Source organism: Microbacterium aurantiacum, assembly GCF_021654035.1.
Taxonomy (GTDB): Bacteria; Actinomycetota; Actinomycetes; order Actinomycetales; family Microbacteriaceae; genus Microbacterium; species Microbacterium aurantiacum.
Genome location: NZ_JAJPDW010000002.1, coordinates 434,325 through 458,574 on the forward strand (window position 1 = coordinate 434,325; position 24,250 = coordinate 458,574).

Sequence of the window (24,250 nt, forward strand, 5' to 3'; positions counted from 1 at the left end):
CCCGATTGATGACGGGTACCCCATCCGACGCGATGACGGATGCCGGAGCGGCGACGGGGCCCCTCGCGATACGTCGCGCCCGATGAGCCTCGCCGCTCAGGCGCGGATGCCCTCTGCTTTCATGTCGGCGCCGAGATGCCCGCGAAGACTCTCCACCGCGTCGCCCGGCGTGAACCCTGTTGCGATCAGCTTGTCGGTGTTGAGGAGGCTGTTGTGGGGTCGGGGTGCGATGGGTCCGGTGGTGTTGGCGTAGTACTGCTCGGTGGTGACGGGGGTGACGCGGTCGGGGTTGTGTCCGGTGTGTTGGTAGACGTGTCGGGCGATGTCGTACCAGGTGGTGGGTTGGCCGGTGCCGGTGAGGTTGTAGATGCCGTAGGCCGCCGAGGCGGTGAGGAGGTGGTGGATGCCTTGGGCGAGGTCGGTGGTGAAGGTGAGGCGTCCGGTCTGGTCGTTGACGACGGTGGGGTTGATGCCGCGTTCGGCGAGGGATGCCATGGTGCGGACGAAGTTGTTGCCGTCGCCGATGACCCAGCTGGTGCGGATGATGTAGTGGCGGGGGACGGTGGCAACGATCGTGTCGGCGGCGGCTTTGGTTTGCCCGTACACACTGAGAGGACTGACCGGGGCCTCCTCTGTGTATTCGCCGGTGTGGGTGCCGTCGTAGACGTAGTCGCTGGAGACGTGGACGAGGGTGATGCCGTTGTCGGTGGCGATCCGGGCGAGCGCTGCGGTCGCGGTGACGTTGCTGGCCCACGCGGTGGTGCGGCCGGTGGGTGTTTCGGCGGTGTCGACGGCGGTGTAGGCGGCGGCGTTGATGATGGTGTCGTAGTCCCGCCACCGCCGGTCGGTCGCGAGGGTGGGGGAGGTCAGGTCAAGGGTGTCGCGGGTGGTGTATTCGACCTGCGGGGAGTCGCCGTAGAGGTTTCGGAGGGCGCGTCCGAGCTGCCCGTTCGCGCCGGTGATGAGGGTCTTCTTCCCCGCCATCGGGACCACGTCCGCCAGGCGCGGGTGGTTCTTGTCTTTCTCGCTGATCTCCACCTGGTCCAGCGGGATCGGCCAGTCGATCCCGGCGGTCTCGTCGGCGAGGTTCAGGAACGTGTAGGTCGCGGTGGGGGACCAGTGGTCGTTGACGAGGTAGGTGTACGCGGTGTCCGGTTCGAGGGTTTGGTAGGAGTTCCCCACCCCTCGGGGCACGAAGATCGCTTTCGACGGGTCAAGTTCCGTGGTGAACACCGCCCCGAACGTCGGGCCCTCACGAAGGTCCACCCAGGCGCCGAAGATCCTGCCGGTGGCGACGGAGACGTATTTGTCCCAGGGTTCGGCGTGGATCCCCCGGGTGGTGCCGGCGGCGTCGTTGAAGGAGATGTTGTTCTGCACCGGACCGAAATCGGGCAGGTCCACCCCCGCCGCGGTCATCTTCTCCCGCTGCCAGTTCTCCTTGAACCACCCCCGCGCATCCCCGTGCACGGGAAGATCCACCACCACCAGCCCCGGGATCGGGGTGGGGGTGACCGTCAGGGCTTTACCGAACTGCGTCATCACTGGCCTTTGCTGGCGTAGAACGCTTCCACACCGTCTTTGGTGGGTGCCCACCACGCTTCGTTGTGCCGATACCAGTCGATGGTCGCAGCGAGCCCCGCTTCGAAGTCGGAGTACTGGGGTGCCCAGCCGAGGTCGGTGCGGAGTTTGGTGGAATCGATCGCGTACCGCAGGTCGTGACCTGCCCGATCAGTGACATGGTCATACGCGTCCGCGGGCTGACCCATGAGCGTGAGGATCAGTTCCACGACGTCCTTGTTGTTCTTCTCCCCATCCGCCCCGATCAGATACGTCTCCCCGATCACACCCCGATCGAGGATGGTGAGGACGGCGGAGGAGTGATCGTCCGCGTGGATCCAGTCGCGCACGTTCTCCCCGGCCCCGTAGAGCTTGGGGCGGATCCCACGGATCACGTTCGTGATCTGCCGCGGAATGAACTTCTCCACATGCTGATACGGCCCGTAATTGTTCGAGCAGTTGCTGATCGTGGCCTGCACCCCGAACGACCGCACCCACGCCCGCACCAACAGATCCGACCCGGCCTTCGTGGACGAATAAGGGGAGGAGGGGTTGTAGGGGGTGGTTTCGGTGAACCGGGCCGGGTCATCGAGTTCCAGGTCGCCGTAAACCTCGTCGGTGGAGATGTGGTGGAACCGCTTCTCGTGCCGACGGACGGCTTCCAGGAGCGTGTAGGTGCCGATGATGTTGGTGTCCAAGAACGGACGCGGATCATGCAAGGAATTGTCGTTGTGAGACTCCGCGGCGTAATGCACCACCGCATCCACCCCACCCACGAGATCATCCACCACGCCGGCATCAGCGATGTCACCCTGGACGAACCGGAACCGGCCCGCAGGCAACCCGTCGAGGGAGGCGAGGTTTCCGGCGTAGGTGAGTTTGTCCAACACCACCACCTGGTGGTCGGTGTGGTCGAGGACGTGGTGGACGAAGTTCGATCCGATGAACCCGGCCCCACCGGTCACAAGCAGACGTGCCATCAGCGGCCTCTTTCCAGGGTCTCCAACAGGTACGTCCCGTACCCGGACTTCACCAGCTTCTCCGCCCGCTCCCGCAACTCCGCGTCCGTGAGGAACCCCTGCCGCCATGCGACTTCCTCGGGCACCCCGATCGACAGCCCCGTGCGGCGTTGGATCGTGCGGACATAGTCCGCCGCGTCCGTCATCTGATCAAACGTGCCCGTGTCCAACCAGGCGGTGCCGCGGGGGAGGACTTCCACCTGCAGCTTCCCGCGCCGCAGATACTCCGCGTTTACATCCGTGATCTCATACTCACCCCGCGCCGACGGCTGCAGATTCCGGGCGATCTCGACCACGTCGTTGTCGTAGAAATACAGGCCCGGCACCGCGTAGTTGCTTTTCGGGTTCGCGGGTTTCTCCTCCAACGACACCGCCCGACCGGCATCATCGAACTCCACCACCCCGTACGCAGAGGGCTCCGCGACCCAGTACGCGAACACCGCACCACCGTCCACGTCCGCATACCGCTTCAACTGCGAGCCCAGGCCAGGACCGTAGAGGAGGTTGTCGCCGAGGACCAGGGCGACCTTGTCATCCCCGATGAAGTCCGCACCGATCGTGAACGCCTGCGCCAACCCGTCCGGAGACTCCTGCACCGCGAACGACAACTCAATCCCGAACTGCGACCCATCCCCAAGAAGACGCTGAAAGAACGGCGCATCATGCGGAGTCGTGATGATCAGAATCTCCCGCACACCCGCCAACATCAACGTCGACAACGGGTAGTACACCATCGGCTTGTCGAACACCGGAATCAACTGCTTCGACACACCCAACGTGATCGGATGCAAACGCGTCCCAGACCCGCCGGCCAAAATGATGCCCTTCACAATGACGTCCTCCCTGCATCCGGCGGTCGTCGCACGACGCTGACATCCGGCATCTTGAACCTGCTCTCACCTCGTTGACTCCAACTGCGTCCATCGGCGTGCGCGGCTGAACCGACCTCAGGTGTGTAGCGGTCAGCCTGGACAGGAGATCGTGGCGAGGATTGACGCTCAACTCGTGATCTAAAGCTAGCCGTCTTCCGGCCTCCATAGACGAGTAACCACACGGCCACCGCGATTAGCGATGGTGCGGCGATGTTCGCGAGATCTCCGCGGACGACATTGACGAACCTCAGCGTCAAGAGCACTCCAAGTGCCCAGACAGCGAGGTCTTCGCTAGCGAGCAATCGCTCCAGGATGATGAGGAGCGTCGCCAGGATTAGTCCGCCAATTATTCCTCCGGTGAAACCGAAGTTTATGAAGGCCTCACCGAGGAGACCTGCGGTGGTCTCGGCGCCGGTCAATTGATATCGGTCTGGCGTAAGAATGACGCTGGAGACCACGTTTCCCGGCAGAGGCTTTTCGGGCCAAAGTGAGCGAGGGATAAGAGTAGTGATGCCGGCCAGGTAGGTCGAACCCATAGCGGGCGCTTCACCCTCTGCAATCAGCGCAATAAGCACATCTGCCTGCGAAACATCCGTGCTTCGAAAGAAACCCTCCGAGGTTGACACTCCTCGAAACTCCGAGAGATACCAGGCGCCCCCAAATGCAACGAGAGTTCCAGTCGTAACGATTAGAGTCAGGCGGAGGATGTCTCTGCCCACCGCCGAAGCGCGGCGGCCGACAAGCCGCCAGAGCACGATGCCAGCAGGCAACAAGGCGCTGAGAAATAGGCCAGAGCGGCTCCCCGTGAGAAACGTAGCGAGCAATGCGGCTGTTATAGCAAAGCTAAGCACGACTCTCGGCACTAGGCGCGCTGCGGGAAAAGAAGCGACCGCGAAGGGCACGAGGACCGGAAGTGCGAAATATGCAATTAGTGTGACCGCGTCATCGCCAAAAACCGATTGCCTCAATGCGAGAGCAGCATCGATACCGACGGCAAGGACGCGAGAGAAAACAACGCCACCGAGCACAGCGGCGAGTCCAACGATAACAAGGGTGCGGCCGGATCGCAGGGCAAGTAGCGGATTGCCTGGGCGTAAGGGAGGTGGAAACAGGGCGAGAACGCAAGTTGCCGTGACCCAGGCGAGAAGGATGGTGAGGGTTGCGTAGACGAAGTCCGTTTCCGACGTTCTAGCGGACCAGTAGATCGTGGGGGTTAGATAAACCTCGTCAGAAATGGCGACTGCGAGGAGATCTGCAGGATAACACACGAGGAAGACGGCCATTATGAGACTGCGAGCGAGAAGACGCCGGAGGGCCCATGAGATTACCTGCGTGAGTCCTGCAAGCAGAAGTAGAATCAGAATCAGAGCGCTTAGTTGCATCGAGGTCTCGCCGTCACAAAGGCGGCCACCAACAATCCGGCGATCAGGACATTCTCGACCACCAGTGCTATCTGCGGCGATGTGCCGAGAGTAAGAAGTGCAAGAAGCGACACCACGCCCAACGTCCCAGCGAGGTATGGCGCCCAGTTCAGCCCCATCGCGTGGACAGCCCCGGACAGTAGGCCAACCGCGACCGCCAGCCCTGCCGCGATCACTATGGCGGCGGCGGCGGGTAGTGCTGCCGCGAGGGCGATGCTTGCGATACACAACGCAAAGAACAGGATCACGATCCGACCGCGATAGCGCGTGGCGACCCCGAAGAACCACTGTTTCGCGTCTCGACGTTTTGAGAGGAGTTTCTGGATGACAATGAATCCCACAATTCCTTGAACCGCGGTGTACGCAACTAAGCCTGCGTTCCAGACTAGGAAGTCTTCCGTCGATGCAAGTGAAGCGCGAAGCCAGGTCGTGTCATTACGGTAGAACAATGCTGCGCAGAGCCCAACTACAACCCAAACCGCTTTCCCAGGTGGGTAGTTGGGAGCGTGGACGCTTCTGGCCCGGCGGGGCAGTAGAGAAGAAGCGGCAGAGTAGATGCTGATCACCACCGCGAGAGCGATCGCGCTCAGCTCTGTGAGCTCCGCCTGGGCGAGCCACGTGCAGGCAAGAGCGCCAGCTAGAATCGCGGATGATCGAGAGGCCTGGAAGCGCTGATACGCCGTGCCACCCTTGTCGTCCAGGACGGCGAGCGATTGCATGCCGAGCGGTATCCCCAAGAGTGCGCCGGATACTGTTGCTACGCCTGCGGAGAGAAACTCGCCCTCCACAATAATCGCTGTGCAAGCAACTGCGATGGCGCCTAAATGCCAGGCCCATAGCCAGTACCGCGAGTTCTGGTTTCGAGGGGCTACCTGCACGACCGTAGACTGCGCAGATTGTATACCGACGATTGTTGCCGCGATCATGATCGTGGTCCGGGGATCCACTCCGAAAAACGGCGGAAGCAGCACTGAGAGAGAGAGCAACGCCCAGCTTGTGGCGGCGAGGCCAGAGGAACCTAAGAGCTTCACCGTGTTTGAGCCGCCCGGACGACCACCTGGGCGGAGACGTCTCTCGTTACAGTTGCATTGGCGCCAATCACGGCATGATCACTTATCGTCACGCGCCCCGCTATGACGGCGTTGGAGTAGACCGTTACATCGTCACCCAGACTTGGATACTCACCGCGCCGGCTCGAGCCGACGGTCACGTTTTGAAACAGGCGAACTCTCGAGCCGAACGATGCGCCCTTTCCGATCACAATACCGACGGGATGGGGCAAATCAATCGGGCCCGCGAATCGAGCGCCCGGCGAAACATCGCACGAGAACGTGGTGAGAAGAAGCCACCTCGCCAGAAAGCGGGTGAGCGGGCGTTCACTCGCCGCAACCCTGAACAATAGTGCGGCTGCGAGGGAAGGGTTAGCTATTCGGCGGAGGACGGAACGCGGCGCTGTTCTCGGTGAATAGTGGAAAGCGGCGTCCTCGGACCAATGCGCCATGATTCTCTTCATCGTTGCTCCAGAACCGACGAGTAGGCGGTGACGAGGTCGTCACCGCACAGGTCCCAATCGCGTCGTTTCGGCATTGGAGCCAAACGTGCCGTGTCGACAATGTCCCGAAGTGCGTCGCCCCTGGCTAGAGCGACCTCTCGCGGATCCAATCGCGCGACACCGTTCCCCAAGGCGTCCTCGATGTAGCTGTGCATCGTGGTTACGATCGGCATGCCCAGTGAAGCGGCCTCGACGTCCGCTTGGGAGACCACCTCGAACCAGGCCGCGTTCACATACACGCGGGCACGCCGCATTTGGTGGGGAAGCTCCGAGTGATCCACTCTACCCGCGTATGTCACATACTTTGACCTTTCCGCGAGCTGATGAAACTCGCTCACGTACTCGGTATGGAGCGGGTTTACCGCCCCGAGGATCAGGATGCTCATTTTGGCGGCGTCCGCGGCGCGAGCGAGCTCCAGGGTGTTCTTTCGAGGCTCTACTCTGCCCACGGCTACTAGGTCGAATGTTGCGTCCGGGGACCCTAATGTCGATTCAGTCGCGACGGTGAACGACTGCCCGTTGCGGACTACGTAGGTGAATTTGGGCAACGAGAAGTCTCTCTCGAGCGCCGATCTTTCACCCTCGGCCATTGGAAGAACCGCGTCGACGGTCGTCAAGAGGTTGGCCTGCGCCTGATGAAATCCGTGAGTCGTGAGCGCGGCGCGGAGGTTGCCACGTTTAGCGAGCTTTAGCTGTTCACGAAGTGCGACCGCGCGATTAAAGGGCACTTTAGCCAGCCGAGTCCGCCTGTACATGCGATCCGCACCGTGGTCATACATGGAGCGGACTCCGTCGACCGGATGCCTTATTGAGGACAGCACGACGGGGCTGCCTGACCGCTTCGCTTCTCGCGTGTAGGCAAGATTCTCGAGGGGGAGGTCCAGGTTGACGATATGAACAATATCGGCGCGGGAGTCACGGAGTTCGTGACTTGATGTGACGGTGTTACTATCCCAGCCTCGCGACCGCAGAGCTTCTGCATAGCGTGCGACCTTTGTGCTGTCGCCACCCGGCTTTGTTATTGCGTCGCCGCGCAGCGCAAACGTGACCGTTGGCATCAAATTCGACCCGTCGTGGACGAGGCTCGAACCCATTCCCACTGATGCGCAAGGCCCGCGGCCACAGAGGTTTCAGGGCTCCATTCGAGAAGATTGGCGATCAATGAATTGTCGCCGCCAGTTCGTCGTACATCACCTGGGACAGTATCGTGGTACTCCACATTGAGACTACGCTGAGTTATCTGCTCGATAGTTTGCAGCACCTGGTTGACGGAGACACTGCTGCCGCCACAAACGTTCATCACGGCGCCGTTCGGGGTGGGCATGGTTGCCGCCCGCACGTTTGCCTCCACAATATCGTCGATGTAGGTGAAATCGCGTATCTGCTCTCCGTCACCATAGATCGATATGGTGCCACCCGTATTTGCAGCGTGGAGGAATCGGGTAAACGCCATATCCGGGCGCTGACGAGGGCCGTAAACAGTGAAGTATCTGAGTGACGTGGTCGGTACGTCGTAGTTCTTGGCGTAGAGGGTGCACAAATGTTCGGCCGCGAGCTTGGTCACGCCGTACGGGCTCATGGGTGCGGGACGTAGGGACTCGCTCGTTGGGTAGCTCTCGGCGTCCCCGTATACGGAAGACGAGGATGCATAGACGAACCGTTGGAGATTAGGGCTAGCTTTCGCTGCCTCAAGAAGCTTCTGTGTCACCTGGATGTTCGCGCGAGTGTACTGCGCGAAGTCGGTGCCCCATGACTTCCTAACTCCGGGTTGTCCCGCTTGATGAAAAATCACATTTGTAGATGCGAGCAGCGGTGTGAGGTCGACCTCCATCAGATCCGCCTCGACAAGCGTGAATCGAGGGTTGCGGGCGAGATTGCGAAGATTCTCCCTCTTCAGCGCAGGAGCGTAATAGTCGCTAAATGCGTCTACCCCGACGACTTCCCAGCCTTGTGCAATGAGTCGCTCAGAGAGGGTGCTGCCCACAAAGCCGGCTGCCCCTGTAACAAGTGCCTTCATCTGATTTCTTCGCCTTTTCGTTTTTCTAGGATTCGGTTTGGTCGCGGGGTGTGAATGACATCTTTGCAGGTTTTCGGGACGGCGGAAAGGCAAGCCTCGGATACCGCGCGTAGAAGCGAATCATCGACCGTATCTCGAGAATCCAGGGTCGCATTCTAAAGCCTTTGGTGTCCCGAGCCCACCCGTGTTCCCAACGATGGTTGCCCAATACGAAAGAATCGCCACCGACCAGGGCGTTTCGAAGCCCCAAATCTGAATCTTCGTAGTACACAAAGAAGCGGCTGTCCCATGGGCCAATAGAGTCAAGATGTTGGCGCAAGCCCATAACGACTGCGCCGATCAGCCAGTCAACCTTGACGGTAGCTGAGTCCTCAGCGAACATCCTGTATGTGCCGTCCAGCGCCTCGGGCTGAAGACGATGCATTACCTTGTGGGCAAGGTATGGTAAGCCTCTCCCGTTCGGCTGCAGGGTCCCATCGGAGTTGAGGAGCTGAGGAGCGACAAGTGAGCGAGGATGCGCGTCTATGAACTTCTCAATCGCCCCTAGCGACTCGATATTGGGTGAGACGTCAGGATTCAGGAACGCGACATACTGACCTGCACTTGAGTTGAAGCCGATGTTGTTTGCGGCGGAGAAGCCGAGGTTTTTCGGAAGCGCTATACACTTTGCGCCCAGGCGACGTGCTGCGTCCACCGAATCGTCGGTCGAAGCGTTGTCTACAACGATCCATTCAACCCACTGGGGCAGTTTTATGTCTGACCAGTGATTCCTGATCGCTGCGGAACTGTTGTAGCTCACTGTGATGAACGTCCAACGGGGTGAAAGGTCATTCACGATGGAGCCCTGCCCAGTGTTTGGCGAGAAAGCTAGGCATGTTTGTTCCTTCGGGTTGATATTCGACAAGCGGAGGTCAGGCTTCGGTGGGGCGTGCCACCCCGAGTGCTTCACTCAGTGCGCGCTATCCCCTGGGGCGATGACGGCTCGTGCTGTTTTTGCAAGGATTGCGAGATCTCCAAAGAGGCTCCAGTTCTCGACGTAGTACAGGTCGAGGCGAACGGCATCCTCCCAGTTGAGTGTCGAGCGGCCGCTGACTTGCCACAGTCCGGTCAAACCGGGGCGGGTCAGCAGTCTTCGTCTTGCCGCGTCCGTATAGAGTGCGACCTCAGCTGCAATCTGGGGTCGGGGACCAACCAGACTCATGGTGCCCCCGAGTACGTTGAACAACTGAGGGAGTTCGTCCAGGGAGTACTTGCGAATGAATCTCCCGACAGGGGTGATCCGCGGATCGTTCCTCACCTTAAAGAGCGGTTCCTCGCTCGTTCCCTGTGCTTCGAGGAGTGCCTTCAGCTCCTTGTCCGCACCAACTCGCATTGAGCGGAACTTGAGCATGAAGAAGGGCTTTCCATAGAGGCCTATCCGCTGCTGTCTGTAGAGGAGAGGGCCTTGGCTCGAGCTCGCCACCGCGGCAGCCACAGCGATCAGGATGGGAGATAGCACGAGGATGAATGCTGCCGCTGCGACAAGGTCGAAGGATCGCTTGACGAACTTCTGGCCAAGCGTAAACCGGGGTGTCTCGACGTGAATAAGCGGGAGGCCAGCTACCGGCCGCGTATGAAGCCGCGGGCCTGCGATATCAGTGATGCTGGGCGCAAGCACGAGGTGCTGCTGTCCGGGCTGCAAGCCCCATGAAATTTGCTTGACCTTGTCGGGCGGCAGCTCGTCCGTGCTCGTTACGGCGACGGTGTCTGCGCCTGTTAGCTCCATCGCGCGCTCGACGGCGTTGACGCTTCCCATCATGGGGATGGACGTGCCGGGGACGACATCGCCGACTGTACCGCTCGGCGTGCAAGCGCCTACCACGGTGTACCCGGCGCGAGGCGCGCGTTGGAGTTCACGCGCGACCTGCGCGACGGAGTCGACCGAGCCTACAAGGATCATGCGGGCGGAGTAGTTGCCGCGCATGCGCTGCGCGATCAGCCACTGGCGCCATAGCCAACGTGTGATGAGCAGCGCCAGGACTCCGAGGGGGAGCGCGATCAGCAGATATCCGCGGGCGACATCCACTCGTGTGAGAAACGCAATGATCGCGATCGCTCCGAAGAGTCGGAGGCTCGAATCGACGACGCGAACGTATTCCGCGTTTCCGGTTCCGACGGTTCGATGGCTGCGCGAGTCAACGAGGGCGAGCACCCACATCCACGCGACGACGAGGCCGCCGGAGAAGAGCCAATAGGAGAACTCGGTGATGCGAGAGTCGGCGCGGATCGCGACCTCGACGTTGCCGAAGCCGAACCACAGCAGTTGCGAACCGTACACGGCCCAGATCAGGACGAATAGGTCGCTGAACCAGAGAATCCGGCTGTACGTGCGGCGCCATCCCGCGGTGTCTCCGCGCGCGGGCGCACCGAGATTCGTCGGGGTGGGGCCCGGTGCGGGAGTCGATTTTTCGCTCGTGTTGCTCGAAGCGGTCGTTGCTTCGGCGACGCGTGTGTCTGACGTCAACTCCACCTGCCTCTCTGGCGCCCAGCCTTCGTGCAGGTTACTACGAGCGCTGTTACCGCTCTGTTGCGTGACGGCGTCGGTTACGCGACGTTCCCCACTGTTCACTTCGTCGATGCCCCCCGGCTCGTTCACGGTGCTGCGACCTCACTCACGGCGTCGCCCGACCAGGCGCGTATGGCTTCGCCATCGCGTGTGATCGCGAGCGGCGCCGCCGGGTCGGCCTCGGGGAGGCACCCGACGAGCGCCGTGGTGTCGGCGACCTCGGTGATCGCGAGACCGGGGCACGCGGCATCCGTGTGGGCAACGAGGAGCGACGGAGGAGTGGCCGCAAGCGCGGTCGCCCCCGCGACCTCGACCGGCTGCCAGGATCCGTCGATCCAGCGGTGCGGAGTGCCGTCACAGATCAGCGCGACGACGTCGCCGCTTGCGCGCAGACCGACCGGATTAGCGCACGGGGCGTCGGTCGTCTGGCCGCCGCCGATGTGGACGACGGCGGGGTCGAGCGGGTCGATGTAGCGGATCGCGGGGAGGACGTCGGGGTACGAATCCCAGTAGGTGCCCTGCGTGTAGGTGCGGAGCGCCTGCGTCTCGCACGCCTCACCCATCGAGCTCACCATCTCGGCCTCGGTGCCGGCGAGCGGATCGAGGCTCGCGATCTGACCGATGTTCCGGTAGCGCGGGGTGACGTCGGTCCAGCTGGCCCCGGCATCCGTCGAGCGCTCGAGGAGCGGCTCGGTGGTGCCGCACGATCCGGCGGTCGCGCGCCACCAGGCGCCCTCACCGATCGCGAAGAAGCGCTCCTCCGAACGCGCGATCGCCTCGGCGGTCTGCGTCACCTCGGGCGTCGGCTCGGCCGTCTCGACCCCGAGGTCGAACGTCGGCGCGGGCTCGGCCGCGAGATCCGAGAGGTCAGGGTTCGCGTGCTGGTATGCCGCCACCGCGAGCACGCCGACGCCGACCGCGAGGACGCCGGTCAGCGCGATGGCAAGCCATCGCGCTGAGCCAGACCTCGAGGTGGCGCCCATGTCCTCGGGTCAGGGACGGTCGGAGCGGAACGCCGGCGTGGGCGGTGCGGCATCCGTCATCTGCGGGGGAGTGTCGCCGAAGCCGAGCTGCGCGGCCATGGCGGCGTCGTTCTGCACCGGGTCGGCGGCGCGCTGGCCGCGGCGGGCCTGCTTGGGGCCCTTCGCGGGCTTCGGCGCCTTGGCTGCCTTAGCCTTCTTCGCCGGCTCCTGCATGTAGCCGTATCCGTATCCGTACCCGTAGGCGTACGAGTCAGGACCGCGGGTGGGGACCATCGACATGACCAGGCCCGCGACCTTCGCGTCGACCGTCTCGAGCGCGTCGATCGCGCCGCCGAGCTGGTGACGGGTCGGGCGCCCGGACGACACGACGACGATCGCGCCGCTGGTCGCCTTGGCGAGGATCGCGGCATCCGTCACGGGGAGAAGCGGAGGAGCGTCGCAGATGACGACGTCGAAGTCGCGCTCGAGCACCTCGAGCAACGTGTGCATCTGCGGCGAGCCGAGCAGCTCGCTCGGGTTCGGCGGGATCTTGCCGGCGGGGAGCACGAAGAGGCTCCGCTGACCCCACGGGAGCATGACATCGCCCACGCGGGTGCGGCCGATCAGCACGTCGGTGAGGCCCGCGCCACCCTCGATACCGAGGTACTCGGCGACCTTGGGCTTGCGGAGATCGGTGTCGAGCAGGGCGACGCGCTTGCCAGCATCCGCCAGGGCGATCGCGAGGTTGATCGCGGTCGTCGACTTGCCTTCGCTGGGGAGGCTGGAGGTGACGACGAACGACGCGCGGCCGCCCATGTCGAGGAACTGGAGGTTCGTGCGGAGCGCGCGGAACGACTCGGCCCGCGGGCTGAGCGGGTCGGCGTGCACGATGAGCGGGCGCTCCTTGGCCTTCGGGTCGTACGCGATCGCGCCGATCATCGGGCGGTCGGTGACGAGCTCGACGTCGCGGGGCGAACGGACCTTGGTGTCGAGCACCGCGCGGAGCACGGCGACACCGACGCCGAGGGCGAGACCCACGAGGGCGCCGAGGGCGATGTTCAGCGGAACGTTCGGGCTCGAGGGGCTGAGCGGCGGGATCGCGTCCTTCACCCGCGTGAGGCGGACGGGGCTCGTGTCGGTGCCGTTCGGCGTCTCGATCGCCTCGACCGCGGAGGTGAGGCTCGCCGCCATCGCGTTGGCGATGTTCGCCGCGAGGATCGGGTCGGCGTTCTCGACCGTGATCGCGATGAGCGTCGTGTTCAGCGGGCTGTTGGCCGAGACCATGCCGGCGAGCTGGTCGGCGGTGACTCCGAGATCGAGCTCGGCGATGACCGGGTTCATCACGATCGGCGTCGAGACGAGGTTCGTGTACGTCGTCACGCGGGCCTGCGTGAAGCTCGACCCCTGCTGCAGATCCTGAATCGTGTTGCCGGCCTGCGACGACACGAAGACAGTGCTCTGCGCCTCGTACATCGGGGTGCGGGTGAGCGAATAACCGGCTGCTGCGCCGACGCCGAGAACGGTCGCCAAGACGATGATCAGCCAGTTCTTGCGCAGGATGCGGATGTAATCCGTGAGCTCCATGCCCACCTCTCGTGTTGCGTCTGTGGTCACAGCCCCAGTCGGGACATCTTCTCACAGCTCATGTTTCGCTCAGGAGTCGCTTATATGGCGTCGGAGGAAACGGGGGTGGGTGGGGGAGGTTGCAGTGGCTGTCACGTCGGTGCGCGGCGTGGGTGCGGGCCTATGCTCCGATCTGCAGTCCGAGGGGAAGCATCGTGGAGTCAGCCGGACGCGTGAGGTACTGGATCCCGCGCGGTGAGAGCACCTGCTCGATACCCGAGACCATTCCGCCGATGAGGCCGGCCTCGTTTCCCAGCGAACTGTGCGTGACGGAGAGGTTCCGGGTTGCCAGTGGCTGCGCCTGTTGGTAGACGACGCTTCGAATCTGCGAGAGCACGTCCTCCGTGCACTCCGTGACATCGCCCCCGATCACGATCCGAGCCGGATTGCAGAAGTTCACAAGGTCGGCGATCGCGCGCCCGAGGGTCGCGGCGGTCTCGCGCACGACGCTCACGGTCGTGGCGTCGCCGAGCACGAGTCTGCTGATGAGTTCCTTGGAGTCGATGGGAGTGCCAAGCGTCTTCGATACGCGATCTGCCATTGCCCCGACCGACGCGATCGCTTCGAGGCACCCGCGGTTCCCGCAGCTGCAGAGCACGTCGCTCATGTCGCGCATCTGGATGTGCCCGATGTCAGCGGCCGCACCATCCGCCCCGTGCAGCAGCAGGCCGCTCTCGCTGACAAAACCGGCGCCGACTCCCGTGCTGATGTTGATCATCAACAGGGGGAGGTGGGCGCCGCCGTAGGCGCGTGCCTCGCCCAGCGCCATGAGGTTGACGTCGTTGTCGACGATGACGTCGCAGACGAAGCGTTCCGCCATGAACTTGCAGACGCTGAAGCCGTCCCACCCCGGCATGAGCGGAGGGCGGACGGCGAAGCCGAGATGCGAGTCCACCGGCCCGGGGAGTCCGACGGATATCGCCAGGGCATCGTCCGCGGCGAGCGAGTTCGCATGGAGCATCTCGGCGAAGGCGTCGCAGATGGCGCCGAGCAGCACCGTGGGCCCCACCTCGACGTGCATGTCGATGTCGCGCCGCTCGACCACCACCTTGTCGAGGGTGGTCAGCGCCAGGCGGGTCACCTCGATCGAGACGTCGGCCACCAGTACGACGCCCCTGGCCGCACTGACCTTGAAGACCTGCGCGGGACGGCCCCGGAGATTGCTCCCGCCGAGACCGCCGTCCTCGATGAGGCCGTTCTCGAGCAGAACGCCCAGGTGGCCGTCGATCGTCGACCGCGCAAGTCCCGTCACCTTCACGATCTCCCGCCGGCTCACAAGTCCGCCGTCGGCGATCATCCGCGCGATGACGCTGCGGGCGGCATGGGCATCGGGTGCGAGGTTGCGGTCCGGCTTCAGAAGCTGAACTTCTGTCCACAGTGTTCCCATTGGCGTGGAATCGACCCTTCACTGGTCCCGATTTATGCAGAAAACAAAATAATTCGGGCGTCTTTTTTCTGTTTGTGACCTTATCTACGGTAGATCAAAGTCAGCAAGACAGCCACAGACGACTGCCGAACGAAAGAGGTCGACGATGACGCTCAGACTCGAGGTGAAGGGGCTCTCGAAGCACTTCCTGGGAGTCCAGGCACTGGACGACGTGAGCTTCGGGATCGAGCCCGGGCAGGTCGTCGCTCTGATCGGTGAGAACGGAGCCGGCAAGTCGACGCTGATCCGCATCCTCTCGGGAGCCCACGCTCCGGACGCCGGCGAGATCTTCGTCAACGGACGACGCGCGACGATCAACGGCCCCGCAGCCGCCGAGGACCTCGGCATCGCGACCGTCTACCAGGAGCTCAGCCTCTTCCCCGACCTCTCGGTCGCCGAGAACCTCCTCTTCGGCGCGTACCCCGGAAAGGGGATTATCAACTGGCGGGCGGCCAACAAGGAGGCCGCCGCGTTCCTGAGCGATCTCGGACTGGCCGTCGACGTCACCATGAAGGTGCGTCAGCTTGGCATCGCGGAGAAGCAGATGCTCGAGATTGCGAAGGCGCTCCACAGGCGCGCGCAGATCGTGATCCTCGACGAGCCCACTGCGGTTCTCGGAGGCGAGGACGTCGACCATCTTCTCGCGCTCGTCCACGGTCTGAAAGAGCGCGGGGTGAGCGTCATCTTCGTCTCGCACCGCCTCGAGGAGGTCTTTGGCCTTGCCGACCGCTACGTCGTGCTGAAGGACGGGACGCTTACCGGCGCCGGAAAGATCTCTGAGACCGACCATGACGACCTCGTCTCGAAGATGGTCGGACGGGAGTTCACCCGGGCGCCTCGTGCGGTCAATCAGACCTTCGGCGAAGTAGCGCTGGAGGTGAAGAACCTCTCGCGCGCGGGCGTGCTCGATGACATCTCGTTCTCCGTCCGTGCGGGGGAGGTGCTGGGCATCGCGGGCCTGCGCGGCGCGGGACGCACCGAGCTCGCGCGCGCCATCTACGGCGCGGACGCCATCACGAGCGGCACCGTCGCTGTCGCCGGTACCAAGACCACGATCAACAGCCCCCTTCGGGCGATCCGTGCCGGGATCGGGCTGGTCCCGGAGGAGCGGAAGAGTCAGGGCCTGTTCATCGCGCTCTCCACCGCCGCCAACATCCCGATCGTGCGAATGCTCAAGCGCGGAGCCGCGCGGTCTCGCCCCGCGGCTGATCGCCGCACCGCCGCCGAGTACGTCACGAAGCTGCGTATCAAGGCCGGCGACGTCGGCGCACCGGTCGGCACCCTGTCCGGGGGCAACCAGCAGAAGGTCGTGCTTGCGAAGTGGCTGGAGGCGGGGGCCGACGTGCTCATCCTCGACGAGCCGACACGCGGGATCGACATCGGTGCGAAACAGGAGATCTACGAGCTCATCCAGACTCTTTGCGAACAGGGTCGTGCGGTGATCGTCATCTCCTCGGAGCTGCCCGAGGTGCTGGCGCTGAGTCACCGGATCCTCGTGATGTATCACGGCGGGATTGCGGCCGAGCTCGACGGCGCAAGCGCAACCGAAGAAGAGATCATGTTCCACGCAGTGGGAGGAAACCGATGAGCACGTTTACAGCAGGCAACGGCGCCTTGAATTCTCTGTCGATGAAGGTGCGCGGAAACTGGCTCCCCATCGTGATCTTCATCGGGATCATCGTGCTCGTCGCGGTCTTCGTCCCGGCCTTCTTCCAGCCCAACAACCTCCTGAACGTCGGCCGCCAGTCGGCCATCGTCGGAGTGATTGCGATCGGGATGACGTTCGTCATCCTCACCGGCGGGATCGACCTCAGCGTCGGATCGATCCTGGCGCTCTCGGGTGTCACGACCGCCATCTTGATCAACAACGGAATGGTCGTTCCCCTCGCCATGATCGTCGCGTTGCTCGTCGGTGTCGGCGTCGGCATCCTGAACGGGATCGGCGTCGCGGTTCTGGGCATCCAACCCTTCATCATGACGTTGGCGACGATGGTTGCCATCCAGGGATTGTCGCTGCGCCTGACCAACGGGGGACCCCAGCAATTCAACAACGCCGCCGAGATCTTCCGGGTCATCGGAAGCGGAAACGTGCTCGGGATTCCCGGCCCCTTCCTCGTGTTCGTCATCGTCGCGATCGTCGGCATCCTGGTGCTCCGCTATCTCTCCTTCGGTCGCTACATCTACGCAATTGGCGGAAGCCTCGAAGCTGCACGTCTCTCGGGCGTACGCACCAAGCGCACGCTGGTCATGGCCTACGCGATCAGCGGCCTCTGCGCGGGTCTCGCCGGAGTGATGACAGCCTCACGACTCGGCGTCGGCGACCCCACCGCGGGCAGCCTTGCGAACCTCGACGCCATCACCGCGGTCGTCATCGGCGGAACCAGCCTGATGGGCGGCACCGGCGGCGCTGTCGGGACGGTGTTCGGCGCGCTCTTGCTCGCAGTGCTCTCGAACGTCATGAACCTGATCGGCATCTCGCCCTTCGACCAGCAGATCGTCAAGGGCGTCGTCATCGTCATCGCGGTGCTCGTCGCGGTGCAGGCGACGAGACGACGACTGAGCGAGAGGAAGCCGTCCGCGCCGAAATCGGGAGCGAAGCCGGCCTCCCCTCAGTCCGGTTCAGGCGACACGCGCGGCGCCATGGCAGGCACGTAGCAAAGCATCCCTGTGCCCCGGGCTCATCAGAAGATCCCCACCACCACCAAGAAGAAAGGTGCAACGATGCACGCCCTGAGAAAGAACAGAGGAAGTCGGCTCGTCCTGGCGGCGGCCATCGGTTCCATCGCCCTGATGACCGCGGGTTGCACGTCGACCGGGTCTGCAGGAACCACATCGGAGAATGAGGCAGTCGGTGACGAACTCGCTCCGAGTATCTACTGCGGCGATGAGTGCCAGGAGCAGCTCGCGCTCGAGGTGGACCCCGCGTCGATCGACTGTTCCGTCGGCGTCTCGTGGAGTAGCGCCTCCTTCCCGTACGGCGCGAAGTCGACACAGCAGATCCCCGAGTTCGCGGAGGCATTCTTCCCCGGCATGAACGTCACCGTGAGTGACGGTCAGGGGGATTCCACGGTCCAGTCCGGTCAGGTCGATGACATGATCGCTCAGGGCATCGACGTGCTGATCATCTCCCCGCAGGACGCCGCGGCCTTGGCCGGTGCCGTCGATCGAGCGACCGCTGCCGGCATCCAGGTGATCGCGGCCGATCGTGCCGTCGACACCGAGGTCTCGACCTACATCGGGTCCGACAACGTCGAGGCCGGGATCGTGAGCGGCGAGGCCATCGTCGCCGACTTCCCCGACGGCGCGAACGTCGTCGAGCTCGCGGGCAGCCTGGGCGCATCGCCGACGATCGATCGCGGCGATGGATTCCGACAGGCCCTCGAGGGCTCGGACGTCGAGATCATCGCTACTCAGACGGCGAACTACGATCGCGCCGAGGGTCTGCAGGTGATGGAGGACTTCCTCCAGCGTTTCGGATCCGGCGAGATTGACGCCGTCTACACGCACAACGACCAGATGTCCTTCGGCGCCATCCAGGCCATCAAGGAGGCCGGTCGAGAGGGCGAGATCAGCGTCTACGGGATCGACGGCGAGTCGGGCGCCCTCGACCTCGTCCAGGCGGGGGAGTACGCGGCGACGGTCGGATACCCGCTCGTCGTGAAGGAGTCGGTCATCGCCGCCGCGAAGCTGTGCGCCGGCGAGCCCATCGACGAGCGCATCGTGCTCGACTCGACCCTCATCAACGCCGAGAACGTCGACGAGTACATGGGGCGCGCTCCCCAGTGATCGGCCCGGGGCCGGGTACGCCGGTGAGTGCCCGGCCCCACTTTTCTTCCTGACCTTGAAAGGACACACGCAATGAAGATCTCCTACAACACCTGGGCCTACTCCAGCTTCTTCGTCTGGGTTCCGGCATACACCCTCGACGAGACGATCAAGCGCATCGCGGGACTCGGCTACGACGGAATCGAGATCGGCGCCGCTGCGCCGCACGCCTACCCTCCGCACCTCGGCGCAGACCGGCGCAAGCAGGTGCGGGAACTCCTCGACGAGCACGGCCTCCAGCTCTCCAGCATGCTGCCGGCTCCCTCCGGAGGGCCCGGGAACAACCCCGCCTCGCCCTACATCGAAGAACGCCGCGCGACGGTGGAGCACTACAAGGAGCTTGCCGAGATCACCGCGCAATGGGGCGGCAAGACCCTCATCTACCTGCCCGGCTGGATCATCTTCGGCACCACGCGTCGTCAGGCCTGGAAGTGGAGCCGCGAGGTTCTCACCGAGGTCGCCGACGCGATCGCGCACACCGGGGTGACGCTCGTGATCGAGCCGACCTCGCACGACACCAACCTGTGCATGAGCGCCGACGATGCGATCGAGCTGATGGAAGACGTCAACCGCCCCAACGTGAAGCTCATGTTCGACACCTTCCACATCATGTACAACAAGGAGGTCTTGAGCGACTACGCCTACAAGATGGGCGAGAACCTCAAGCACATCCACATCTCCGACAACGACCGGCTTCCCCCCGGGTCTGGTGTGGGCGACTTCCCGTCTCTGATCGACGCACTGATCGATGTGAAGTTCGACGGGTTCCTGACGATGGAGACCGGATTCCACCGCCGTGGCATCGAGCCCGACGAGGACGCGCGTACCTCCATCGAGTACTTGCGTCCGCTCGTCGAGCAGAAGCTGGCAGCCCGCGCGAACCCCAGCGCGTAGTCCGAACGACGAAAGGCAGTGATGATGACCGGGTCGACGTTTCACCCCGACTTCGCCCTTCTCTTCCTGAATCCGCGGGAAGCCGCGACCATCGACGCGATCGTCGGCCAGATCATCCCCTCCGAGGAGGGGTCGCCGGGGGCGCGGGAAGCCGGGGTCACGGAGTACATCGACCGTGCGTTGTCGGGATTCATGCGCGACCTTCAGCCGGTCTACCGCGAGGGGCTCGCGGAGTTCGAGGCGTTCGCCGTGGAGACCGCGGGAGCCACATATCTCGACCTCGACGGCGAGCAGCAGCTCGCGGTCATCGCAGAGCTCGACGAGCTCAGCGGCGCTAGACCGGACGCCTTCTTGGGGCAGTTCTACCGCATCGTCCGTGAACACACCGTCCAGGGGTTCTTCGGTGATCCGGCCTACGGCGGCAATCGCGACGTCGTTGGTTGGAAGCTGGTGGGATTCCCCGGGGCGCAGTGGGGCTACACGCCCGAGCAGATGCGCCCGGGGGTCGATTCGTCGAGCATCCCCATCCTCACGGTGAAAGATCTTTACGCCCGGATTGGAAGTATGAAATGAGAGCGGAATACGACGCGATCATCGTCGGAATGGGCTCGGCTGGAGGAATCATCGCCGAGCAGCTGACCAAGGCTGGTGCGCACGTGCTGGCACTCGAGAAGGGTCCTGACTATACGCAGGAGGACTTCATGGTCAAGCAGGACGAACTGCGGTACTACCAGCGCGGGGCGATCGTGGCCGGCGTGAACGTCGATCCTGTGACGTGGCGTTCGAACGAGTCGTCGACCGCGCGAGTGCTGCCGTGGTCGGCGGGCGCGCTCGGGACCGACGAGCCGCTCTACGGGCTGCCTTCGATCGGCACGGGGGGCGGGACCCTGCACTGGGGATGCGCCGCGTACCGGTTCCGGGAGGCGGATTTTCGGATGCGGTCGGCGATCGCGGAGAGGTTCGGTGAGGCCGCGCTGCCGGAGGGGTCCTCGCTCGCGGACTGGCCGATCAGCTACGCCGACCTCGAGCCATACTACGAGCGGGTCGAGCAGGAGCAGGGCCTTTCCGGACGGGCAGGGAACGTCGGCGGCGTGCTCCAGGAGGGCGGAAACCCCTTCGATCCGCCACGTGAGCGCGACTACCCGATGCCGCCGGTCGCGCAGGGGCCGGGAGATGTGCCGTGGGTGGCAGCGACGAAGCGCCTCGGTCTGCATCCGTTCCGTCAGCCCCTCGCCATCAACTCCGAGGAGTATCGGGGTCGTCCGGCCTGCGTGAACTGCGGGTTCTGCCATGGCTTCCCGTGCCATGTGAAGGCGAAGTCCACGACACAGGTGACGTCGGTGCCCGCGGCCAAGGCCACGGGCAACCTCGAGCTTCGCGCGCGCAGCCGGGTGCTGCGCATCAACCGCTCTCCCGACGGGCGCGAAGTGCGCGGGGTGACCTACGTCGACGCGCTCGGTGAGACGCATGACGTGTTCTCGAAAACCGTCGTGCTGACGGCGTATGCGCTCGAGAACGTTCGGCTGATGCTCATCTCGGGCATCAATGCGAACGGTCAGGTGGGTCAGCACTTCATGACGCACAACTTCGGCTGGTTCACCTCGGTGCTCCCGGAGGTCACCAACCCGTTCATGGGGACCTTCAACGCATCCAGCGCGATCGACGACTACACCTCCGAGCTCGTCCCCGACAACGATCTCGGCGTGCTCTGGGGATCGCCGATCATCAGCGTCACCGGTGATCTTCAGCCTATCGAGGCATACCACAACATGAACCCGGGCGTCGCGAAGTTCGGCCTCGAGTTCAAGCACTGGATGCGGGACAAGTACCGTCACATGCACCGCATGTACTCGCAGACGACCAACTTCCCCTATGCGCGCCACTACGCCGACCTGGACCCGGTGGTCAAGGACCGCTGGGGTCAGCCGGCACTGCGCATCACTCACGATTGGGAGGATCACGACGCCAACTCGGTGACCCTGATGGGTCGGTACAAGGAGCGCATCGCGAAAGAGATGGGTGCGACGGAGTACTGGATGGACTCGCCGCGGCCGCCCTACCACCTGTCGACTCACGATGTGGGGGTGCATCGGATGGGCCTCGACCCCGCGACATCGGTGACGAACGTCTACGGCGAGGTCCACGAGTGCCGCGGCCTGTTCGCCGTCGGCGGGGGCCAGTTCGTCAGCTACGGCGGGTACAACCCGAACCAGACCGTGCAGGCACTCGCATACCTGAGCGCCGAAAACCTGCTCGCCTCCAACGGCCTCCGGCTCGCCAGCTCGACGCCGATGGTCGCATAGTGGGCGACCGCTTCAGCGGCCGGGTCGCGTTCGTGACGGGCGCGGGTCGCGGGCAGGGTCGCAGCCACGCGCTTCGGCTCGCCCGCGAGGGAGCGGATCTCGCACTCGTCGACCTGGGAGGTGCCGGGGCGATCGATCACCCGCCTTATCCGACCGCGACAAGCGCCGATCTCGCTGCCGTGGCCGCGGAGGTGCGCGCGATCGGTCGCTCCGCCGCGGTGTTCGAGGTCGACGTGCGCGATCCGGCGGGGCTTCAAGCGGCCGCCGATGCCGCCGCCGAGAGGCTCGGCGGGATCGACCACCTCGTGGTGAACGCGGGCATCACGGACGGGTTCCACAACGTGTGGGAGCTCCCCGTCGAGAACTGGCGCACGATGATCGACGTCACTCTCTCGGGGGCCTTCTACACCTGTCGTGCGGTCGTGCCCCATCTGCTGCAGAGAGCCGAGACCGCATCCGTCGTCCTCATTGGCTCGGGGGTCGCGATCAGGGCGGTGCCCGGACTCAGCCACTATGTGGCGGCCAAAGCCGGTCTCGTGGGATTGGCGGAAGCGCTCGCCGCGGAACTCGGACCCTACGGCATCCGCTGCAACTCCGTTCACCCCGCCGGGGTCGACACGGACATGACGACCGCGATGGTCGAGCTGAACGGAATACCACGCGAGGAACTACTGAGCGGGTTTCGCGAGCGGCAGCTGATCGCGCGGAACGTCGAGATCGACGACGTCACGGCAGCGGTCACCTGGTTGCTGTCGGACGAGGCACGCCGCGTCACCGGGCTCGCGATGACCGTCGACGCGGGAGAAACGAAGAAGTGAGCAGCTCCGTCGGAGCAGGAAAGGACGAGAACATGGCCATCAAGGACGTGTACCGAGTGGGCATCGTGGGACTGGAATTCGGTGCGGAGTTTATCCCCATCTACCAGCGTCACCCGAATGCCGAGATGTACGCCATCTGCCAGCGCACGCAATCGAAGCTCGACGAGGTCGGTGACCGCTACGGCGTGGAGGTGCGCTACACCGATTACGACCGGATGCTGGCCGACGCATCCATCGACATCATCCACATCAACACCCCATTGCAGTTCCATGCCGACCATGTCGTCGCGGCGCTGGAGGCGGGCAAGCACGTCGGCTGCACCATTCCCATGGCGATCTCCGTCGAAGACTGCAAGCGCATCGTCGACGCCCAGCGTCGCACGGGCCTGACCTACATGATGATGGAGACGACGGTGTACAGCCGTGAATTCCTCTTCGTCCAGGACCTCTATCGCTCCGGCGCGCTCGGCAAGCTCCAGTTCCTGCGCGCCTCGCACCACCAGGACATGACCGGGTGGCCGTCCTACTGGGACGGCATGCCGCCGATGTACAACGCGACGCACGCGATCAGCCCCACGCTCGCACTCGGCCGCCACCAGGCCGAGTACGTTCAGGCGCTCGGGTCGGGCTCGGTGTTCGAGCGGATGAAGTCCGCCTACGGATCGCCGTTCGCGATCGAGTCGACCCACATCAAGTTCCTCGACGCCGATCTGGGCGCGGAGGTCACCCGGCATCTGTGGGCCGTCGCCCGGGAGTACCGAGAGAGCTTCGACGCGTACGGTGCGATCCGTTCCTTCGAGTGGTCGCAGACGGAGGACGGCGCGCACGTGGTCTACCTCGGCGAGCGTGCGGAGCGGGTCGAGGTGCCCGACTTCGCGAGCCGGCTGCCCGCCGAGATCCAGTCGTTCACGACCGCGGGCGTCTACACCGATGAGGGGGAGTCGGAGCACCGGTCGTTCGTGCAGGGCGGCGGGCACGGGGGATCGCACCCGCATCTCGCCCACGCGCTGCTGATGGCGGTCGCCGGTGAGGGGGAGGTGTTCCCCAACGCGGTGCAGGCGGCGAACATCACGTGTGCGGGCATCCTGTCCCACGAGTCGGCCATCAACGGAGGCCAGAAGACCTACCTGCCGGAGTGGACGCTGAGCGATCAGAAGCCGTTCGACGTGGCTCTCGACGAGGGACGCGAACCGGCCTGGGAGGGCGAGACTGAGGTCGTTCCACAGCGGTAAGTTGGTCTCGAGCACGCTCCGCGTTCGCGGAACCTCTCCGGAGAAGCTGCCGAACGCGTCGGTGTCGAGCCCGGCCGGCGCGACGACACGCGCACCGAGCACGTCGTGGATCGCGTCGCGCGCGAGATGCTCCTTGCCGTGCATCGTGGCGAAGGCGATGACCTCCCCGCGGTACGGCGACGCC

Annotated in this window: 21 protein-coding genes; 8 read left to right on the top strand and 13 right to left on the bottom strand. The window is 64.0% G+C overall.

What is annotated here, in order from left to right; all coding sequences use genetic code 11:
• Positions 1-96: 96 nt before the first annotated feature.
• The 13 genes from LTL01_RS07520 to LTL01_RS07575 all read right to left on the bottom strand — a co-directional run bounded on the left by LTL01_RS07520 (position 97) and on the right by LTL01_RS07575 (position 14,955).
• Positions 97-1,539 carry a sugar nucleotide-binding protein gene (locus tag LTL01_RS07520; protein WP_236968041.1) on the bottom strand — a complete coding sequence of 481 codons (1,443 nt, stop codon included), beginning with the start codon at positions 1,537-1,539 and terminating at the stop codon, positions 97-99.
• Entirely contained in the window at positions 1,539-2,537 is a 999-nt protein-coding gene (gene rfbB, locus LTL01_RS07525; protein WP_236968042.1) for a dTDP-glucose 4,6-dehydratase, read from the bottom strand. Before rfbB ends, LTL01_RS07520 begins: the two co-directional genes overlap by 1 nt.
• Positions 2,537-3,406, bottom strand: coding sequence for a glucose-1-phosphate thymidylyltransferase RfbA (gene rfbA / locus LTL01_RS07530; protein ID WP_236968043.1), 870 nt, complete (start codon positions 3,404-3,406; stop codon positions 2,537-2,539). Before rfbA ends, rfbB begins: the two co-directional genes overlap by 1 nt.
• Positions 3,403-4,731: a hypothetical protein gene (locus LTL01_RS07535; RefSeq protein WP_236968044.1), complete on the bottom strand. Its 1,329-nt coding sequence runs from the start codon at positions 4,729-4,731 to the stop codon at positions 3,403-3,405. The genes rfbA and LTL01_RS07535 overlap by 4 nt, the downstream gene beginning before the upstream one ends.
• Before the next feature lie 89 nt (positions 4,732-4,820).
• The gene (locus LTL01_RS07540) at positions 4,821-5,900 is read right to left on the bottom strand and encodes a hypothetical protein (RefSeq protein WP_236968045.1); all 1,080 of its coding nucleotides are present in this window, start codon (positions 5,898-5,900) and stop codon (positions 4,821-4,823) included.
• Positions 5,897-6,382 carry a serine acetyltransferase gene (locus LTL01_RS14935; RefSeq protein ID WP_372461314.1) on the bottom strand — a complete coding sequence of 162 codons (486 nt, stop codon included), beginning with the start codon at positions 6,380-6,382 and terminating at the stop codon, positions 5,897-5,899. The genes LTL01_RS07540 and LTL01_RS14935 overlap by 4 nt, the downstream gene beginning before the upstream one ends.
• The gene (locus tag LTL01_RS07545) at positions 6,379-7,515 is read right to left on the bottom strand and encodes a glycosyltransferase (protein ID WP_236968046.1); all 1,137 of its coding nucleotides are present in this window, start codon (positions 7,513-7,515) and stop codon (positions 6,379-6,381) included. The genes LTL01_RS14935 and LTL01_RS07545 overlap by 4 nt, the downstream gene beginning before the upstream one ends.
• Entirely contained in the window at positions 7,479-8,438 is a 960-nt protein-coding gene (locus LTL01_RS07550) for an NAD-dependent epimerase/dehydratase family protein (RefSeq protein ID WP_236968047.1), read from the bottom strand. Before LTL01_RS07550 ends, LTL01_RS07545 begins: the two co-directional genes overlap by 37 nt.
• Positions 8,439-8,463: 25 nt before the next feature.
• A complete protein-coding gene (locus tag LTL01_RS07555; RefSeq protein WP_236968048.1) occupies positions 8,464-9,237 on the bottom strand; it encodes a glycosyltransferase in 774 nt (257 codons plus the stop codon).
• Between the two features lie 150 nt (positions 9,238-9,387).
• A complete protein-coding gene (locus tag LTL01_RS07560; RefSeq protein ID WP_272877886.1) occupies positions 9,388-10,941 on the bottom strand; it encodes a sugar transferase in 1,554 nt (517 codons plus the stop codon).
• 128 nt (positions 10,942-11,069) lie between these two features.
• Complete coding sequence (locus LTL01_RS07565) at positions 11,070-11,966, bottom strand: hypothetical protein (RefSeq protein ID WP_236968050.1); 897 nt, start codon at positions 11,964-11,966, stop codon at positions 11,070-11,072.
• 9 nt (positions 11,967-11,975) lie between these two features.
• Positions 11,976-13,529 (bottom strand): tyrosine-protein kinase domain-containing protein, encoded by a 1,554-nt coding sequence (locus LTL01_RS07570; RefSeq protein WP_236968194.1) that lies wholly within the window; start codon positions 13,527-13,529, stop codon positions 11,976-11,978.
• A gap of 160 nt (positions 13,530-13,689) precedes the next feature.
• Positions 13,690-14,955, bottom strand: coding sequence for an ROK family transcriptional regulator (locus tag LTL01_RS07575; RefSeq protein WP_236968051.1), 1,266 nt, complete (start codon positions 14,953-14,955; stop codon positions 13,690-13,692).
• 145 nt (positions 14,956-15,100) lie between these two features.
• Between LTL01_RS07575 and LTL01_RS07580 the strand changes: the two genes are divergently transcribed.
• From LTL01_RS07580 to LTL01_RS07615, 8 genes are all read left to right on the top strand, one after another.
• Entirely contained in the window at positions 15,101-16,582 is a 1,482-nt protein-coding gene (locus tag LTL01_RS07580; protein WP_236968052.1) for a sugar ABC transporter ATP-binding protein, read from the top strand.
• A 41-nt stretch (positions 16,583-16,623) separates the two neighbouring features.
• Positions 16,624-17,649 (top strand): ABC transporter permease, encoded by a 1,026-nt coding sequence (locus tag LTL01_RS07585; RefSeq protein ID WP_236968053.1) that lies wholly within the window; start codon positions 16,624-16,626, stop codon positions 17,647-17,649.
• Between the two features lie 66 nt (positions 17,650-17,715).
• Complete coding sequence (locus LTL01_RS07590; protein WP_236968054.1) at positions 17,716-18,780, top strand: substrate-binding domain-containing protein; 1,065 nt, start codon at positions 17,716-17,718, stop codon at positions 18,778-18,780.
• A 72-nt stretch (positions 18,781-18,852) separates the two neighbouring features.
• Positions 18,853-19,713, top strand: a complete 861-nt coding sequence (locus LTL01_RS07595) for a sugar phosphate isomerase/epimerase family protein (protein ID WP_236968055.1) — start codon at positions 18,853-18,855, stop codon at positions 19,711-19,713.
• Between the two features lie 24 nt (positions 19,714-19,737).
• Positions 19,738-20,286 (top strand): gluconate 2-dehydrogenase subunit 3 family protein, encoded by a 549-nt coding sequence (locus LTL01_RS07600; RefSeq protein WP_236968056.1) that lies wholly within the window; start codon positions 19,738-19,740, stop codon positions 20,284-20,286.
• The gene (locus LTL01_RS07605; RefSeq protein WP_236968057.1) at positions 20,283-22,016 is read left to right on the top strand and encodes a GMC family oxidoreductase; all 1,734 of its coding nucleotides are present in this window, start codon (positions 20,283-20,285) and stop codon (positions 22,014-22,016) included. Before LTL01_RS07600 ends, LTL01_RS07605 begins: the two co-directional genes overlap by 4 nt.
• Positions 22,016-22,834 (top strand): SDR family oxidoreductase, encoded by an 819-nt coding sequence (locus LTL01_RS07610; protein ID WP_236968058.1) that lies wholly within the window; start codon positions 22,016-22,018, stop codon positions 22,832-22,834. Before LTL01_RS07605 ends, LTL01_RS07610 begins: the two co-directional genes overlap by 1 nt.
• Entirely contained in the window at positions 22,831-24,066 is a 1,236-nt protein-coding gene (locus LTL01_RS07615; protein ID WP_236968059.1) for a Gfo/Idh/MocA family protein, read from the top strand. Before LTL01_RS07610 ends, LTL01_RS07615 begins: the two co-directional genes overlap by 4 nt.
• Positions 24,067-24,250: the final 184 nt, after the last annotated feature.

What these genes read in the sequence shown, in the direction of transcription:
- LTL01_RS07520 (WP_236968041.1), bottom strand. Translation starts at nt 1,539, where the DNA reads ATGACGCAGTTCGGTAAAGCCCTGACGGTCACCCCCACCCCGATCCCG.
- rfbB (WP_236968042.1), bottom strand. Translation starts at nt 2,537, where the DNA reads ATGGCACGTCTGCTTGTGACCGGTGGGGCCGGGTTCATCGGATCGAAC.
- LTL01_RS07535 (WP_236968044.1), bottom strand. Translation starts at nt 4,731, where the DNA reads ATGGCCGTCTTCCTCGTGTGTTATCCTGCAGATCTCCTCGCAGTCGCC.
- LTL01_RS14935 (WP_372461314.1), bottom strand. Translation starts at nt 6,382, where the DNA reads ATGAAGAGAATCATGGCGCATTGGTCCGAGGACGCCGCTTTCCACTAT.
- LTL01_RS07545 (WP_236968046.1), bottom strand. Translation starts at nt 7,515, where the DNA reads ATGGGTTCGAGCCTCGTCCACGACGGGTCGAATTTGATGCCAACGGTC.
- LTL01_RS07550 (WP_236968047.1), bottom strand. Translation starts at nt 8,438, where the DNA reads ATGAAGGCACTTGTTACAGGGGCAGCCGGCTTTGTGGGCAGCACCCTC.
- LTL01_RS07565 (WP_236968050.1), bottom strand. Translation starts at nt 11,966, where the DNA reads ATGGGCGCCACCTCGAGGTCTGGCTCAGCGCGATGGCTTGCCATCGCG.
- LTL01_RS07570 (WP_236968194.1), bottom strand. Translation starts at nt 13,529, where the DNA reads ATGGAGCTCACGGATTACATCCGCATCCTGCGCAAGAACTGGCTGATC.
- LTL01_RS07575 (WP_236968051.1), bottom strand. Translation starts at nt 14,955, where the DNA reads ATGGGAACACTGTGGACAGAAGTTCAGCTTCTGAAGCCGGACCGCAAC.
- LTL01_RS07580 (WP_236968052.1), top strand. Translation starts at nt 15,101, where the DNA reads ATGACGCTCAGACTCGAGGTGAAGGGGCTCTCGAAGCACTTCCTGGGA.
- LTL01_RS07585 (WP_236968053.1), top strand. Translation starts at nt 16,624, where the DNA reads ATGAAGGTGCGCGGAAACTGGCTCCCCATCGTGATCTTCATCGGGATC.
- LTL01_RS07590 (WP_236968054.1), top strand. Translation starts at nt 17,716, where the DNA reads ATGCACGCCCTGAGAAAGAACAGAGGAAGTCGGCTCGTCCTGGCGGCG.
- LTL01_RS07595 (WP_236968055.1), top strand. Translation starts at nt 18,853, where the DNA reads ATGAAGATCTCCTACAACACCTGGGCCTACTCCAGCTTCTTCGTCTGG.
- LTL01_RS07600 (WP_236968056.1), top strand. Translation starts at nt 19,738, where the DNA reads ATGACCGGGTCGACGTTTCACCCCGACTTCGCCCTTCTCTTCCTGAAT.
- LTL01_RS07605 (WP_236968057.1), top strand. Translation starts at nt 20,283, where the DNA reads ATGAGAGCGGAATACGACGCGATCATCGTCGGAATGGGCTCGGCTGGA.